Annotated in this window: 14 protein-coding genes; 12 read left to right on the plus strand and 2 right to left on the minus strand. The window is 48.6% G+C overall.

Going from position 1 to position 15,079, the window contains the following annotated elements:
- Positions 1-236 precede the first annotated feature (236 nt).
- From spoVK to B1728_RS04980, 7 genes are all read left to right on the plus strand, one after another.
- Positions 237-1,235 (plus strand): stage V sporulation protein K, encoded by a 999-nt coding sequence (spoVK, locus tag B1728_RS04950; RefSeq protein ID WP_079909082.1) that lies wholly within the window; start codon positions 237-239, stop codon positions 1,233-1,235.
- Positions 1,232-2,554, plus strand: a complete 1,323-nt coding sequence (gene hflX / locus B1728_RS04955) for a GTPase HflX (protein WP_079909083.1) — start codon at positions 1,232-1,234, stop codon at positions 2,552-2,554. Before spoVK ends, hflX begins: the two co-directional genes overlap by 4 nt.
- Positions 2,547-3,794 carry a methionine gamma-lyase family protein gene (locus tag B1728_RS04960; protein ID WP_079909084.1) on the plus strand — a complete coding sequence of 416 codons (1,248 nt, stop codon included), beginning with the start codon at positions 2,547-2,549 and terminating at the stop codon, positions 3,792-3,794. Before hflX ends, B1728_RS04960 begins: the two co-directional genes overlap by 8 nt.
- A 99-nt stretch (positions 3,795-3,893) precedes the next feature.
- Positions 3,894-4,307 carry a MerR family transcriptional regulator gene (locus B1728_RS04965; RefSeq protein WP_079909085.1) on the plus strand — a complete coding sequence of 138 codons (414 nt, stop codon included), beginning with the start codon at positions 3,894-3,896 and terminating at the stop codon, positions 4,305-4,307.
- 92 nt (positions 4,308-4,399) lie between these two features.
- Positions 4,400-5,737, plus strand: a complete 1,338-nt coding sequence (glnA, locus tag B1728_RS04970; protein ID WP_079909086.1) for a type I glutamate--ammonia ligase — start codon at positions 4,400-4,402, stop codon at positions 5,735-5,737.
- A gap of 179 nt (positions 5,738-5,916) precedes the next feature.
- Positions 5,917-6,531, plus strand: coding sequence for a TetR/AcrR family transcriptional regulator (locus B1728_RS04975; RefSeq protein ID WP_179135895.1), 615 nt, complete (start codon positions 5,917-5,919; stop codon positions 6,529-6,531).
- Between the two features lie 54 nt (positions 6,532-6,585).
- The gene (locus tag B1728_RS04980; RefSeq protein WP_079909088.1) at positions 6,586-7,497 is read left to right on the plus strand and encodes an alpha/beta hydrolase; all 912 of its coding nucleotides are present in this window, start codon (positions 6,586-6,588) and stop codon (positions 7,495-7,497) included.
- Positions 7,498-7,571: 74 nt separating this feature from the next.
- On the opposite strand, the gene lexA is transcribed toward B1728_RS04980, so the two are convergent.
- On the minus strand, positions 7,572-8,195 hold the full coding sequence (gene lexA / locus B1728_RS04985; protein ID WP_079909089.1) for a transcriptional repressor LexA: 624 nt from the start codon (positions 8,193-8,195) through the stop codon (positions 7,572-7,574).
- A gap of 146 nt (positions 8,196-8,341) precedes the next feature.
- Between lexA and B1728_RS04990 the strand changes: the two genes are divergently transcribed.
- The 4 genes from B1728_RS04990 (at position 8,342) to B1728_RS05005 (ending at position 10,655) form a co-directional block, all read left to right on the plus strand.
- A complete protein-coding gene (locus B1728_RS04990) occupies positions 8,342-8,704 on the plus strand; it encodes a LysM peptidoglycan-binding domain-containing protein (RefSeq protein WP_256865240.1) in 363 nt (120 codons plus the stop codon).
- A 153-nt stretch (positions 8,705-8,857) separates the two neighbouring features.
- Positions 8,858-9,043, plus strand: coding sequence for a DUF896 domain-containing protein (locus B1728_RS04995; RefSeq protein WP_179135935.1), 186 nt, complete (start codon positions 8,858-8,860; stop codon positions 9,041-9,043).
- 249 nt (positions 9,044-9,292) lie between these two features.
- On the plus strand, positions 9,293-9,802 hold the full coding sequence (locus B1728_RS05000) for a hypothetical protein (RefSeq protein ID WP_079909091.1): 510 nt from the start codon (positions 9,293-9,295) through the stop codon (positions 9,800-9,802).
- 58 nt (positions 9,803-9,860) lie between these two features.
- Entirely contained in the window at positions 9,861-10,655 is a 795-nt protein-coding gene (locus B1728_RS05005) for an HAD family hydrolase (protein ID WP_079909092.1), read from the plus strand.
- A gap of 131 nt (positions 10,656-10,786) precedes the next feature.
- Here B1728_RS05005 and B1728_RS05010 read toward each other — a convergent pair whose 3' ends face one another.
- Positions 10,787-11,329, minus strand: coding sequence for a 1,2-dihydroxy-3-keto-5-methylthiopentene dioxygenase (locus tag B1728_RS05010; protein WP_079909093.1), 543 nt, complete (start codon positions 11,327-11,329; stop codon positions 10,787-10,789).
- A 264-nt stretch (positions 11,330-11,593) separates the two neighbouring features.
- On the opposite strand from B1728_RS05010, the gene metH reads away from it, so the two are divergent.
- On the plus strand, positions 11,594-15,037 hold the full coding sequence (gene metH, locus B1728_RS05015) for a methionine synthase (protein WP_079909094.1): 3,444 nt from the start codon (positions 11,594-11,596) through the stop codon (positions 15,035-15,037).
- The last annotated feature ends 42 nt before the right edge of the window (positions 15,038-15,079 follow it).

The raw sequence follows: 15,079 nt of genomic DNA on the forward strand, positions 1-15,079 counted from the left end.
AGATTATTTGGGTAGTAACGATTTTCTACCACAAAAGATCAGGCGGTTTGTTTTATAATCAGAATCAGAAACGCTCCCATGCTTAGGAGAGGGGGAGGGACCCCATGAAGGAAACGGTCCGCTTTCCGGCCGGATTTTGAATTTTTGCAAATTGGCCTTACAATAAGAAAAGAAAATGGGCACATTCACCTGGGCTTCTGCGTATACTGCTAACACCAAGTAAAGAGGTGATACGCATGAGTGGACGTGTCGTACCGACGGATCAGATCCAGATTACGAAGAATGCCCATCAAATCAATGTGGTATTGCGTAATCCTGAACCGGTAAGTATGAGCGCCGAGTCAGAGCCTCACTTTCATGGCAAACCGCTGTCCCAGCAAGGGCAGTTCGGGGAGATCATGAAGGAGCTCGATCGGATGGTCGGTTTGGACAACGTAAAGGAGCTCGTCTTCGAGATTTATGCGCTGCTGCGCATTGCGGGTTTTCGGGCTGAAGTCGGGCTCATGGCCAATAGCCAGGTGTATCATATGATATTCAAGGGGAACCCGGGAACCGGCAAGACGACGGTTGCGCGTATTATCGCCAAGCTGCTGCAAACTATGGGTGTGCTGAACAAAGGGCATCTGATTGAGGTGGAACGCGCCGATCTGGTAGGCGAATACATAGGGCATACAGCCTTGAAAACTAGAGAATTGGTCAAGAAAGCGCTGGGAGGCGTTCTATTTATTGACGAAGCCTACAGCTTGGCACGCGGTGGAGAAAAGGATTTTGGCAAGGAAGCGATAGATACGCTGGTCAAAGCAATGGAGGATCATAAAAACCAGTTTATTCTCATACTGGCGGGGTACTCGGTGGAAATGGAGCAATTTTTGCAAACAAATCCAGGACTCCCGTCCCGATTCCCCATCCAGTTGGATTTTCCGGATTACACGGTGGATCAGCTGATGCAGATTGCAGAGATGATGGTGAAGGAAAGAGAGTATGCGCTGACCCCTCAGACTGAAATGAAAATACGTCAGCAAATCGTCAATGAGAAGCAGCAGAGCGATAGCGAAGTGGCGTTCAGCAACGCGAGGTATGTTCGCAACCTGATTGAAAAAGCCATGCGAAATCATGCGGTTCGATTGCTGAATCAGCATACGCAGCAGCCAAGCAAGCAGGATCTGATGACGATACGACCTGAAGATGTTAAGCTGGAGCGAAAACCTGCAAAGGAGAACTATAAATTTATATGAAACCAACAACACATACGATTGAACACGAGCAAGAGAGAGCTGTATTAGTCAGCCTTGTTACTCCGGATTTGAAAAGGCAGGAGGCCTATTCACCCGAATATTCCTTGAATGAACTGGTGAGTCTTGCGGAGACGGCCGGAGTGATTGTCCTTGATACATTGTCGCAGAACCGCGAGACGGTGGATACCAAATGGTTCATCGGGAAAGGAAAGGCCGAGGAGCTGAAGCAGCTATTGGATGAACATAATGCGAACACGGCGATCTTCGATCAGGAGCTCTCCGGCGCGCAGGTCCGCAATCTGGAGCAGTTTCTCGACGTTAAGATCATCGACCGCACCCAGCTGATTCTTGATATTTTCGCCGGCCGGGCCAAAACGCGGGAAGGCATTATTCAGGTGGAGCTTGCACAGCTCAGCTATTTGCTGCCGCGGCTTTCCGGACAGGGCGCCAACCTGTCCCGGCTTGGCGGCGGTATTGGTACGAGAGGACCGGGGGAAACGAAGCTGGAGACGGACCGCCGTCATATCCGCAACCGGATCAGCGAGCTGAAGCAGCAGCTGCAGGAGGTTGTACGGCACCGGACCTTGCACAGAGAGCGCCGTAAGAAGACGGGAGTTTTTCAGGTAGCTCTGGTAGGCTATACCAACGCGGGGAAATCCACGCTGTTAAAGCAGCTGACTCAAGCTGATGTATATGTGGAGAATCAGCTTTTTGCTACCTTGGACCCGACCTCACGCACTTTCGAGCTGCCGGGAGGCAAAGAAATCGTGCTGACGGATACGGTAGGGTTTATTCAAAATTTGCCGCATGATCTTGTAGCCGCATTCCGCGCGACTCTGGAAGAGGCCTGCGAAGCCGATCTGATTCTTCATGTCGTGGATGCTTCCTCGGAAATGATGGATACTCAAATGAAGGTCGTGGATCAGGTTCTAAGAGAGCTTGGCGCTCACGGCAAGGAACGGATCACCCTGTTCAACAAAGTGGATTTATGTACACCGGAACAGGTGGAGATGCTGACGACGGAAGGGGAATTTTTGCGGATTTCCGCTTACCGTGAGGAAGATTTGCAGCGGATCGGCGAGCTGATTGAAGCGCGGCTTATGGGAGAATGCAAGACGTTCCGTATCCCTGCGGAAAAAGGCGACATGATCTCTCTGGTCTATCGTGTAGGCGAAGTGCTGGAGAATGAGGTAGATGGCGGCGACATGCTGCTGCAGGTAAGAGTGAACAATAAAGAATATGATAAGCTGGGGTATTTATTGGCTGCATACGCCATGGATCAGGCACAGAATGAGGGAGAGAATTCGGAGCATGTTTAACGAACGCATTACGGCATGGATGGAGCGTGCCGAGCAGGTTATTGAAGAGAAGGTCAAAGAAATCGACCGTATTGTGGATCAAAATCAGTGGAAAGTAATTCGCGCCTTCCAAAACCATAAGGTCAGTGATTACCATTTCTCCGGTTCTACGGGGTATGGTTATAATGATCGCGGGCGCGAAGTGCTGGATTTGGTCTATGCGGAGGTGTTTGGAGCGGAGGCCGCCTTGGTGCGGCCGCATTTTGTGTCCGGGACTCATACGATAGGAACGGCGCTGTTCGGAGTTCTAAGACCGGGGGACGAGCTTCTGATGATTACGGGCCGTCCTTACGATACTCTGCATAAAGTGATTGGGAATCCTGGCGACGGGAAAGGCTCCTTGCAGGATTGGGGCATTGCATATGGTGAAGTGGCGCTTCTAGAGGACGGCTCGCCTAATTATGATGAAATCCGTACACGGGTTACAGAACAAACGAAAGTGATCGGCATTCAACGGTCCCGCGGCTATTCGTGGAGACCGTCTTTTACGGTGCAGCAAATCGGTGAGATGGTGCGTTTTGTCAAGCAGCTGAAACCGGACGTAATCGTATTCGTAGATAATTGCTATGGCGAGTTTACCGAGCTGATGGAGCCAACTCAAGTGGGTGTAGATCTGATGGCGGGCTCGTTGATCAAAAATCCCGGCGGAGGTCTTGCCGCTACGGGAGGATATATCGCCGGTAAAAGCGAATACGTAGAGCTGGCTTCCTACCGATTGACGGCTCCGGGTATTGGCGGCGAGGTTGGAGCTATGCTGGGAACGATTCGCAGTATGTACCAGGGCTTCTTTCTGGCGCCCCATTTGGTCGGACAGGCCGTGAAGGGGTCGATCTTTGCGGCAGCCGTGTTTGAACAGCTTGGTTTTACCACGCATCCTCACTGGAATGATCCTAGAACCGATTTGATTCAAGCGATTCAATTTACAAGCGATCGGCACCTGATTGCCTTCGTACAAGGGATTCAGCAGGCGGCCGCCGTGGATGCGCATGTCGTTCCGGAGCCTTGGGATATGCCAGGCTATGAGCACCCGGTCATCATGGCTGCAGGCACCTTCATTCAAGGGGGCAGCCTGGAGCTGTCTGCCGATGCGCCTATCCGCGAGCCTTATATTGCCTACATGCAGGGCGGGCTAACCTATTCCCACTGCAAGCTGGGTGTGCTTACCGCATTGCAAAATATGATAGACCGCGGCCTACTGTAATTAATGCTGACACATTTCATAAACCTAACATAACTTGACACATTTATGTAGTGAGGTTACAATGAAGCTAGGTTTTTAGATTACAGGGGTGAACAGGTCATGAGTGATGATATTCGCCGTAATATGGCGCTTTTTCCGATTGGAATCGTAATGAAATTGACCGATCTGACCGCTAGGCAGATCCGGTATTATGAACAGCATGAGCTTGTCATTCCGGCAAGAACCGGAGGCAACCAGCGGCTATATTCCTTTAATGATGTAGAGCGTTTATTGGAAATCAAGGACTTGATCGAAAAAGGGGTCAACATTGCTGGCATTAAGCAAGTGCTCCTGCCTGTCTCCAAGGATTCGGAGGAAGCAACTGTACTGAACGAACAGTCCGAAGTGAAGCGAAGAGAATTAACGGATACTCAGCTGCACCGTATGCTGAAGCAGCAGTTGTTAGGCGGCGGCAAGCGGCCGGGTCAAGTATCCTTGATCCAAGGCGAGCTATCGCGCTTCTTCAAGAAATAAAAGCTTCTCTAGAGCATGTTCCGATTGTGTAAGAGTTCGTCTTACGAACATGCTCTGTTAGTTTACATAATCTCAAGGAGGAGAAATGGACCGTGACTGAGAAAACATACACAAAAGAGGATATTTTGCGCATAGCAAAGGAAGAAAACGTTCGGTTTATCCGCTTGCAATTTACTGATTTGCTGGGGACGATCAAGAATGTGGAGATTCCGGTAAGCCAGCTTGAGAAAGCATTGGACAATAAAATGATGTTCGACGGCTCCTCTATCGAAGGCTATGTTCGTATCGAGGAATCCGACATGTACTTGTATCCGGATCTAAGCACATGGGTCATTTTCCCATGGGTAACGGAAGACCGGGTCGCCCGCTTGATTTGCGATATTTATTTGCCGGATGGCCGGCCGTTCCCTGGAGACCCTCGCGGTATTCTAAAGGCTGCGCTGAAGGAAGCCGAGGAAATGGGCTACACTGCAATGAATGTAGGACCTGAGCCGGAATTTTTCCTGTTCAAAACCGACGATAACGGCAATCCGACCATGGAATTGAACGATCAAGGCGGATATTTTGACCTGGCTCCAATGGACCTGGGTGAAAACTGCCGCCGCGAGATCGTATTGACCTTGGAGGAAATGGGCTTTGAAATTGAAGCCTCCCACCATGAAGTGGCTCCAGGCCAGCACGAAATCGACTTTAAATATGCCGATGCTATTAAAGCGGCGGATCAGATTCAAACCTTCAAGCTGGTTGTTAAGACGGTAGCAAGACAGCATGGTTTGCACGCCAGCTTTATGCCGAAGCCGCTGTTCGGCGTCAATGGCTCGGGTATGCACTGCCATCAATCGCTGTTTAACGGCAAAAGAAATGTGTTCTACGATGAGAGCGATAGACTGGGTTTAAGTGCTGAAGCCCGACATTACATGGCAGGCATTTTGCATCACGCTCGCGCCTTTGCGGCCATCACGAATCCTACGGTGAACTCTTATAAGCGTCTTGTGCCCGGATATGAAGCTCCTTGCTATGTAGCATGGTCCGCAAGCAACCGCAGCCCGATGATCCGTATTCCGGCTTCCCGCGGCTTAAGCACTCGCGTGGAGGTGCGTAATCCGGACCCTGCTGCCAACCCGTATTTGGCGCTAGCTGTCATGCTTAGAGCCGGTTTGGACGGTATTAAGAACAAAATGCAGCTTCCTCCTCCGACAGACCGCAACATTTATGTCATGTCCGAAGAGGAACGCGAGGAGCAGGGCATTCCTAGCCTTCCAGTTGATTTGAAGCAGGCTCTGGATGAGCTGCTTCGGGATGATGTCATCTGTGATGCCCTAGGCGATCACGCACTGGCCCATTTTGTAGAATTGAAAGAGATTGAATGGGATATTTATCGTACTCAAGTGCATGCTTGGGAGCGGGAGCAGTATTTGACGCTATACTAAGCTAAGATAAATCTCGCTGAGTATTCGCTATGGCCCGGGACCTTCTGGTTCCGGGCTTTTATGGTGTGCTGGCGCGCAGAGGCGATTCGCAGCAACATGATTTCAAACCATATATTTACAAATGGAAAATAAAGTTATATACTAGTACTGAACAATCAGTACTAAATGAGGGTGAGCAAATGACACGAACGAATACACCCGATGCGAGGAAACGGATTTTACAAGCCGCCACCCGGGTATTTGCAGAGAAAAGCTTTGAAGGAGCCAGGATCGATCAAATAGCGGAGGAAGCGCATGTTCCCAAATCCTTGATTTACTACCATTTTAATAGCAAAGACCAAATACTGGAAGTGTTGTACGAGGATTTCATCCGGGAATATCGTGAGCTGCTTCAGATAGCGAAGACCGATACTCATGATTCTAAAGCAAACACTATGCAAAGCAGGCTGCAGACGATTTATAGGGAGTTTGCGGTACAAAATTCCGATGTGATCCGTATCATGTTTATCGATTCGCTCAAGAAATCCAACGAACAGCCGGTCATCTATAAAGTAGTGGAAACGATGATCCAGGCTGAGCAATCCCGGATGGGTCTTGCCGAGACAGATCAAGCGTATGATCCTGACGAAAGACGGATCGCGGAATTTTTTACGGGGATTATCCCTCTGTTCGCGTATTTATGCTATTCGGAATCGTGGATTCGTTATTTTGATATTGAGAAGAAGCGGTTTGATGAATTATTCCTTTCCATTTTCATGTCTTCACATGGAGCTTACCATAAGGATCATCAGTAATTTTTTTATTTATTAATACTGAATATTCAGTACTAAAACGTGGGAGGAAATGACATGAAATCATCCAGCAAGGAAACTCTGGCGGCCATTAAGCAGCATCTCAGGCAATCGTTTACCTTTACCCGAAAAACCGTAGAACAAATTCGCTCGGAGGAAAGGGAGGCAGTTCAAGCGCTGCCCAAGCTATCTGGTGTGAAGACGGAACGAGTTATGGTCGGCCATATCCAAGGGGAATGGGTTTTGGCCGGAGAGGCGGCCGAAGATGGTAATGACGCCATCTTGTACTTTCATGGCGGCGCGTTTATCTCGGGCTCTTGCGATACCCATAGGGATCTGGCGGCCCGAATCTCCGAACAGAGCCGTACCCGAGTGCTTGTCATTGAGTACCGTCTTGCTCCCGAGCATCGTTATCCTGCAGCTAATGAAGATTGTTTAGCAGCCTACCGTTGGCTGATGCAGCAGGGAATACCCAGCAAGCAAATCATGCTTGGGGGAGACTCTGTCGGCGGCTGCCTGGCATTGATGACTTTATTGACTTTACGTGATGCAGGAGACCCGCTGCCGGCTGGAGCTTTCCTGCTGTCACCCCATACGGACTTCATATACTTTGATAGTGAATCCTATATCAGCCATGCGAGCTCGGACCCGCTAGGTAGCCTGGAAAGCTCCAGGTTGTGTGCGGAGTATTATTTGGGCTCCTTATCGCCAAAGCCGCCGTTAATGTCGCCATTAAACCAGAATCTGCAAGGGCTGCCTCCCTTACTTATTCAAGTAGGGGATCAAGAGGTGCTGCTCGACGAATGTGCCCGATTGGCAGACAAAGCAAGGGCTTCCGGGGTTAATGTCACGTTTGAGGTTTGGGATCAGATGTGGTGCGTTTTTCAGCAATTGGCAGGCATCTTGCCGGAAGGTGAGGAGGCTATACGGCATATCGGCGGGTTCGTCACAGGCCGTTTGCATAAATAGAAGGAATATAAAAGAAGCCAAGGTACAGGTGCCGCCTGCATCTTGGCTTCCTTCCGTTATACTCGGGAATCATCTTAGTGAATGTCGCGAAATACGCCTACAACACGGCCAAGAATGGTCACATGCTTGAGTCGAAGGGGCTCCATGGTGGAATTCTCCGGCTGAAGGCGGATATGATCCTTCTCCTTGAAGAAGCGCTTGACCGTGGCTTCGTCATCCTCCGTCATGGCAACGACGATATCTCCATTATTAGCCGATTGCTGCTGGCGAACAATGACGTAGTCCCCGTTATGAATCCCTGCCTCAATCATACTGTCGCCAATTACGCTGAGCATAAACACGTTATGATCTCCGACATAATGCGAAGGCAGAGGGAAGTAGTCTTCAATGTTCTCCGTAGCCGTAATAGGTACACCAGCTGTTACGCGTCCGATCAAAGGTACCCTGGAAACGGAAAGAGCGAATTGGCTTCCTTCCGTCGATGAGCCGTCCGTAATTTCAATAGCGCGAGGCTTGGTAGGGTCTCTGCGGATCAGACCCTTCTTCTCCAAACGCTCCAAATGTCCGTGAACAGTCGAACTGGAGGCTAGTCCAACGGCTTCTCCAATTTCGCGTACGGATGGAGGATAGCCTTTATCTTTCACTTCGTTCTTAATAAATTCCAATATCGCCAGCTGCCGATTGGATAGTTTGCTCATCAAGTATCACTCCAGTATTGGTAATAATTAACCAAATTATATCACAGAACCGGAGTTCGTACAAACATAAGTTCGAAAAATAGCATTGACACAAACAAATGTTCGCGTTATTATAAAAACAGAACAAATGTTTGGGGGTCGTGATCATGTATATGAATGAACAATTACTTACAAACTCGGTTGTCTCGGTGCAAGGAAACAGACGGAGAGGGGAAAATCCCAACGGTACCAAGAGGAGAATGAGGGGGCTGTTTGTCATTGCGTTAGTGATCCTGATAGCCAGCATTTGCCTTTCCTTTATTGGCGGGAATTCGGACGCATTTGCGGCTGACACCGGAAGCCATCTGGAGCAAACCGTCGAAGTCGTCAAAGGAGATACGCTATGGGGGATTGCGAGCAAGTACGCGGGAAAGGGACGCAATGTCCGTGACTATATGTACGAAGTGAAGAAAGTGAATGACTTGAAGTCTAATGTACTTCAAGTAGGTCAAGTCCTGGTTCTGCCTTAAGCCTTGTTGTTCTTACTTCTGTTTCGACTGCACTTGACAATCGAATCCTGTAATGTCAAAGTATAATTTGATGCATTTTTAGCTGTGCTTGAGAAAGAGCCGGAATGCGCCTGAATCAAGCCTGACATGACCAGGAGGATTACAATGAACGAAATGGAACACGATCAGTACATTAAACGGATTAATGAGTTGGCACGCAAAGCGAAATCAGTGGGGCTGACAGACGAAGAGCTCGAAGAACGCAACGAACTTAGAAAGCGTTATATTAACGCATTTAAGAGCAATTTGCGCAACCAGCTGGAGAACATCAAATTCGTTGATGATGACAACAAGCAATAATTAGGGGGACTTCATTTCATGCAGTTTGGAGCAGTGGAGCAGAGCAATATGGCATTTTCCAAGCAAGTCTTGGGTATGACGATAATACAAGATCCGGTTTATACACCGGGATATCGCACTGGCTCATGTTTCGATAACTGAATAGATGATTCCTATGTTGGATGGTTTGGTAGTATCTGCCTTCTTGATACTCCGGGTACTCCAACTTTTTGGCGTATTCATACAGTACTTTTATAAGGAGATTGAGATATGTCTCGTAAATGGGAACGGATGGTTCTTAAAAACTCTAAGAAGGTCAATAAGGCCCGGGCCAAGCAAGGCAAGCCTTTATTGAGCGAATCCTCCTCGGACGGAGCGGTTACGTTACGCGGGAGAAGCTGGTTCATGCCTTTACTGCTGGTTTGCGTCGGCATTTTCTGCTTTATCGCTTTTCGCAATAACTACCAGAACGATAGTTTGTATTGGGTGACCGGCGGGAGCTATATGGTCTTAGGTTTATTTATTTTCCTGGTACGCCGGCCCTTCCTCAAGGTCGGTAAGGACTACCTCGTTTCGCGGCGTTTTGGAGGCGATCGGCGGGTAGAGCCTGCGCAGATCCAGGAAATCGTTATTCAAAAAGACGCTGTAGCGATAGCTTTGACTACGGGCAAAAACAAATGGGTATTTACGAAATTGTTCCACCAATTTAATATGGAAGAGTTGTCGGAGCAGCTTAAGCAATTTGCGGCTCGGAATCATGTAGAGCTGAAGAACGAATAATCAATGGCTTCGACGGGAACCACTACAGATTTTATGGGGAAAAGGATGGAAGACTAGGATGAGCATTCAAGCGGTTTTATTTGATTTGGACGATACGCTGTTGTGGGATGACCGGAGCGTAAAGGAAGCTTTCCAGGCGACTTGCGAGGAAGCGGCCAAGCATTATTCTCTGGACCCTGCGGCTTTGGAGGAAGCGGTTCGTAAGGAAGCGCGTGCTTTATATGAATCTTACGAAACATTTCCATTTACGAAAATGATCGGAATTAATCCGTTTGAGGGACTCTGGGCTAATTTTACCGAAGGCGAGAACGAGAACTTCCGCAAGCTGCAGAAGCTCGCTCCGACCTACCGGACGGAATCCTGGACACGCGGACTTAAAGCATTGGGCATCGATGACCCTGAGCTGGGCTACCGCTTGGGCGAGCTGTTTCCAGCTGAGCGTCGTAACCGGCCGATTGTCTATGAAGAAACCTTTGAAGTGCTGAAGCAGTTAAAAGAGAAGTACAAGCTGCTGCTGCTCACTAACGGCTCGCCGGATTTGCAAAATGAAAAGCTGGCAGGAGTACCGGATCTGGCCCCATATTTTGACCATATCATTATTTCCGGGAATTTTGGTGAAGGAAAGCCTGCTGTCTCTATATTTAACCATGCAATGGAGCTTCTTGGGATTACAGCAGATCAAGGAGTTATGATTGGGGATAAATTGACTACAGATATTTTGGGCTCCGGACGTGTAGGCATGCGAAACATGTGGATTAACCGTCATGGAATTAGCCGTACGGATGAAATCATTCCTGCTTACGAAATCAAAAGCTTGCGTGAAATTCAGGGCATTATTCAATCTATTGGTTAATTGTTATAACGACAAAGACCCTCAGTTCGAGGGTCTTTTCTAATCATTACAGCCATTTTATAATATCGGGGTTCCCCGCAAATTGTCTGAATCGGCTTCGAACCAATACCCTACTGAGTGGGGTTATTTGGTTAGGCCTTTTGGAAGGTAGGATCGTCGAACGGATGAGCAATCCAGCCCTCAGTTTCAATAAATAAACGAACGGCTACGATTTGGCGATTGTCCATCAAGGTGAAGAAATGAGGCTTGTGCTCAGGAACGGAAATAACGTCGCCGGCTTCCAGCTCAACGTCGAAGTAGCCTACATCATCAGTGCCTTTGATAATGAAGATCCCTTTACCTGCCGTAATGGCGCGAACTTCATCTTCGGTGTGCGTGTGAACCTGCTCGAACTTTTTCAGCAATTCGTCCAGATTCGGAGTCGCATCGGATAGTGCGATGATGTCCCAAGTCAAGTAGCCGCGGCGGCTTGCAAGGTTTTTGATCTCAGGCTCAAAAGTAGATAAGATCTCAGCCTTTTCTTCATCGCTAAGAATAAATTTTTTCTGCAGGTGGGCCGGAAGCTTGCCTGGATTCCAATGCTCATACAATACTTCTTGCTTATCCAAAAATGCTTTAACATTTTCTTCGCCGGAGATGCGTTCATTAGTGCTGCGAATGCGAATTTCTGCCATGCTCATCCCTCTTTCAAATCATAAATTAGTTCTTTACTTATTATAGTGTAATTTTTGATATCTGTCGATTGGATATTTGCGATAATTCCAATAGGGATTATAAGAAATACAGATGGACACCTGTTCGGAATACCTTTTCATTGACGAACGTTTCTGTTAAACTTAGGGTTACATTATTCGCCTTTTTGTGATATACATGATGGATATAGAATAGACATGCAAGGAAGAAGTTGTCGGAAGGACGCAGGTGAAAGGAAGAGAGCAATGAATAAACCATCCTTGAAAGAGCAGCTCCAAAAGAAAATTATGATTCTGGACGGCGCGATGGGCACGATGATTCAACAGGAAAATCTGACCGAGGCTGATTTTGGCGGGGAGGATTTAGATGGCTGTAACGAGTACTTGGTCGTTACCCGTCCGGACGTCATTTCCAAAATTCATGAAGCTTATTTGGCCGCTGGTGCGGATATTATTGAAACCAATACTTTCGGTGCTACCAGCGTAGTACTGGCTGAATATAATTTGCAGGACCGTGCACGTGAGCTTAACCTGCGGGCCGCTGAGTTGGCAGTGGAGGCAGCACGGAAGTTCAGCACGCCGGAATGGCCGCGCTATGTTGCCGGAGCGCTTGGACCAACGACCAAGACCCTGTCGGTAACGGGCGGCGTTACTTTTGATGAGCTGGTAGACAGCTACTATGAGCAAGCCTTGGCATTAATCGAATCAGGCGTCGACGCCCTTTTGCTTGAGACATCCCAAGATACATTGAATGTAAAAGCGGGAAGTATCGGTGTTCGCAAAGCCATGGAGACGACGGGGATTGAATTGCCGATTATGATTTCCGGGACGATCGAGCCGATGGGGACTACGTTGGCCGGTCAGAATATCGAATCCTTCTATATTTCCCTGGAGCATCTGAAGCCGGTCTCTATCGGACTTAACTGTGCTACAGGACCTGAATTCATGAGAGACCATATTCGGACTCTGTCCGATTTGGCAACGACCGCTGTCAGCTGTTATCCGAATGCCGGCTTGCCGGATGAGAACGGGAAGTATCACGAATCTCCGGAATCACTTGCGAAGAAGCTGGCCGGCTTTGCCGAGCAGGGATGGCTGAATATTGCAGGCGGATGCTGCGGTACTACGCCGGATCACATCCGCGCCATGGCTGAGCTTCTGTCCCAATATAAACCAAGAGAGAGTGCCAAAGGGCATCTCCCCGCTGTATCCGGGATTGAGACCGTTTATCTTGAGGATGCAAACCGCCCTTACATGGTTGGAGAGCGCACGAACATTTCCGGATCCCGTATGTTTAAACGCCTCATGAAAGAAGGCAAATTCGAAGAAGGGGCGGAAATCGCGCGTGCACAGGTGAAGAATGGTGCGCAGGTCATCGATATTAACGTACAGGACACCGATATTGACGAAGCTTATACCATGGAAAACTTCTTGAAGGAAGTCGTCAAAAAGGTAAAGGTTCCTTTGATGATTGACTCGACTTATGACCATATCATTGAATTGGGATTGAAATATTCGCAGGGGAAAGCAATTATTAACTCCATTAACCTTGAGGATGGCGAAACCAAGTTCCAAAATATCGTTCCGCTCATTCATAAATATGGCGCTGCGGTTGTTATGATTCTTATTGATGAACGCGGTCAAGCCGTATCCCGTCAAGCTAAGATGGAAGTTGCGGATCGGGCTTACGAGCTTCTGACAAAAAAATATGGCTTGAACCCGTCCGATATCATCTTTGACCCGAACATGTTCCCTATCGGTTCCGGAGATCCTCAATATATCGGCTCCGCCGTGGAGACTATCGAAGGCATTCGGATGATCAAGGAAAAGTATCCTGAATGCAAAACGATTCTCGGGTTGAGTAATATTTCCTTTGGGCTGCCGCCAGCTGGCCGTGAGGTGTTGAACTCCGTCTATTTGTACCATTGTACGAAGGTCGGATTGGACTACGCCATTGTAAATACGCAGAACCTGGAACGTTATGCTTCGATTCCGGAGCATGAGAGAGAACTGGCGGAGCGGTTGATCTTTGATACGAATGACGAAACGTTGGCTGAATTCGTTGCGCATTTCCGTGAGAAGAAAGTCGAGAAGAAGGAAAAGATCTCGAATCTGACGCTGGAAGAACGTCTCGGTTCTTACGTTGTGGAAGGAACCAAGGAAGGCTTAATTCAAGATTTGAATGAGGCTATGACGAAATATACACCTCTTGAAATCATTAACGGACCTTTGATGAGAGGGATGGAAGAGGTTGGCCGCCTGTTCAATAACAACGAGCTGATTGTTGCGGAAGTGCTTCAAAGCGCAGAAGTTATGAAAGCTTCGGTTGCCCACTTGGAACCGTTCATGGAGAAAACGGAAAGTGCCGTGAAAGGTAAAATTTTGCTGGCTACGGTAAAAGGCGATGTCCATGATATCGGGAAGAACCTTGTAGAGATTATTTTGTCCAATAATGGATACCAGATTATTAACCTGGGAATCAAAGTACCGCCGGAGCAGCTGATCGAAGCTTACCGTAAGGAAAAGCCGGATGCGATCGGTCTGTCTGGTCTGTTGGTAAAATCAGCGCAGCAAATGGTCATTACCGCGCAGGATTTGAAGAATGCAGGGATTGACGTACCGATTCTGGTCGGCGGCGCTGCGTTAACCAGGAAGTTTACCAAAACCCGAATTGCTCCGGAATACGAAGGCCTGGTCCTGTATGCGAAGGACGCGATGGATGGACTGGATATCGCCAATAAGCTAAGCGATCCTAAGCAGAGAGAAGAATTGGTCCGAGAACTTAGAGAAAGCATGGAATCCGATGTGAAGGAAGCGGGTAAAAAGCCGGATACCATGCCGGAACTAACCCGGGTCAGAACATCGAGCGTAGACCGTACCTTGCCCGTTCAAGTACCGCCGGATCTGGAGCGCCGCGTCTTGCGGGATTACCCGATCAGCCATATCATGCCTTACATCAATATGCAGATGCTGTTGGGGCATCATCTGGGTCTGAAAGGCAAAGTTGATAAGCTGCTGGCAGAAAAAGATCCGAAAGCTATGCAGCTGAAGGAAACGGTAGATGGGATATTAGCCGAGGCGCAGAAAGAAAATATTATTCGCGCACACGGGATGTATCAATTCTTCCCTGCCCAATCGTCCGGGAACGATATTTTGGTTTACGACCCTAACGATATCACGAAGGTGCTGCAGAAGTTCAGCTTCCCGCGGCAGGAGACGGAGCCGTATCTCTGCCTGGCGGATTATTTGAAATCTACGGACAGTGGAGAAATGGATTACATCGGTTTCCTCGTGGTGACAGCGGGTCACGGCATTAACGAAAAAGCCGCTGAATGGCGTGAGAAGGGAGATTATTTGCGCTCCCACGCTCTGCAATCGACCGCGCTGGAAATCGCGGAAGCCTTGGCGGAACGGGTACATGAAATGATAAGAGACACCTGGGGCTTCCCGGATCCGGCTGAGATGACGATGCAGGAGCGATTCGGCGCCAAGTACCGCGGACAACGCTTCTCCTTTGGCTATCCGGCGTGTCCGAACCTGGACGACCAGCAGCAGCTGTTTGCGCTTTTGAAGCCGGAGGACATTGGAGTCCATTTGACCGAGGGCAGTATGATGGAGCCGGAAGCTTCGGTTTCGGCGATTGTTTTTGCACATCCTCAGGCCCGTTATTTTAATGTAGAGAAAGTTTAGGCATGATAAATGGAGTGGGGTTCGCTAAAGTGGACTCCGCTC

It is taken from the genome of Paenibacillus sp. 32352, assembly GCF_002042965.1.
In the GTDB taxonomy this organism is placed as follows: domain Bacteria; phylum Bacillota; class Bacilli; order Paenibacillales; family NBRC-103111; genus Paenibacillus_S; species Paenibacillus_S vulneris.

Bases quoted from the DNA above. Each gene is read 5' to 3' on its own strand.
- spoVK (WP_079909082.1), top strand. From the start codon at position 237: ATGAGTGGACGTGTCGTACCGACGGATCAGATCCAGATTACGAAGAAT.
- hflX (WP_079909083.1), top strand. From the start codon at position 1,232: ATGAAACCAACAACACATACGATTGAACACGAGCAAGAGAGAGCTGTA.
- B1728_RS04960 (WP_079909084.1), top strand. From the start codon at position 2,547: ATGTTTAACGAACGCATTACGGCATGGATGGAGCGTGCCGAGCAGGTT.
- B1728_RS04965 (WP_079909085.1), top strand. From the start codon at position 3,894: ATGAGTGATGATATTCGCCGTAATATGGCGCTTTTTCCGATTGGAATC.
- B1728_RS04975 (WP_179135895.1), top strand. From the start codon at position 5,917: ATGACACGAACGAATACACCCGATGCGAGGAAACGGATTTTACAAGCC.
- B1728_RS04980 (WP_079909088.1), top strand. From the start codon at position 6,586: ATGAAATCATCCAGCAAGGAAACTCTGGCGGCCATTAAGCAGCATCTC.
- lexA (WP_079909089.1), bottom strand. From the start codon at position 8,195: ATGAGCAAACTATCCAATCGGCAGCTGGCGATATTGGAATTTATTAAG.
- B1728_RS04990 (WP_256865240.1), top strand. From the start codon at position 8,342: ATGTATATGAATGAACAATTACTTACAAACTCGGTTGTCTCGGTGCAA.
- B1728_RS04995 (WP_179135935.1), top strand. From the start codon at position 8,858: ATGGAACACGATCAGTACATTAAACGGATTAATGAGTTGGCACGCAAA.
- B1728_RS05000 (WP_079909091.1), top strand. From the start codon at position 9,293: ATGTCTCGTAAATGGGAACGGATGGTTCTTAAAAACTCTAAGAAGGTC.
- B1728_RS05005 (WP_079909092.1), top strand. From the start codon at position 9,861: ATGAGCATTCAAGCGGTTTTATTTGATTTGGACGATACGCTGTTGTGG.
- B1728_RS05010 (WP_079909093.1), bottom strand. From the start codon at position 11,329: ATGGCAGAAATTCGCATTCGCAGCACTAATGAACGCATCTCCGGCGAA.
- metH (WP_079909094.1), top strand. From the start codon at position 11,594: ATGAATAAACCATCCTTGAAAGAGCAGCTCCAAAAGAAAATTATGATT.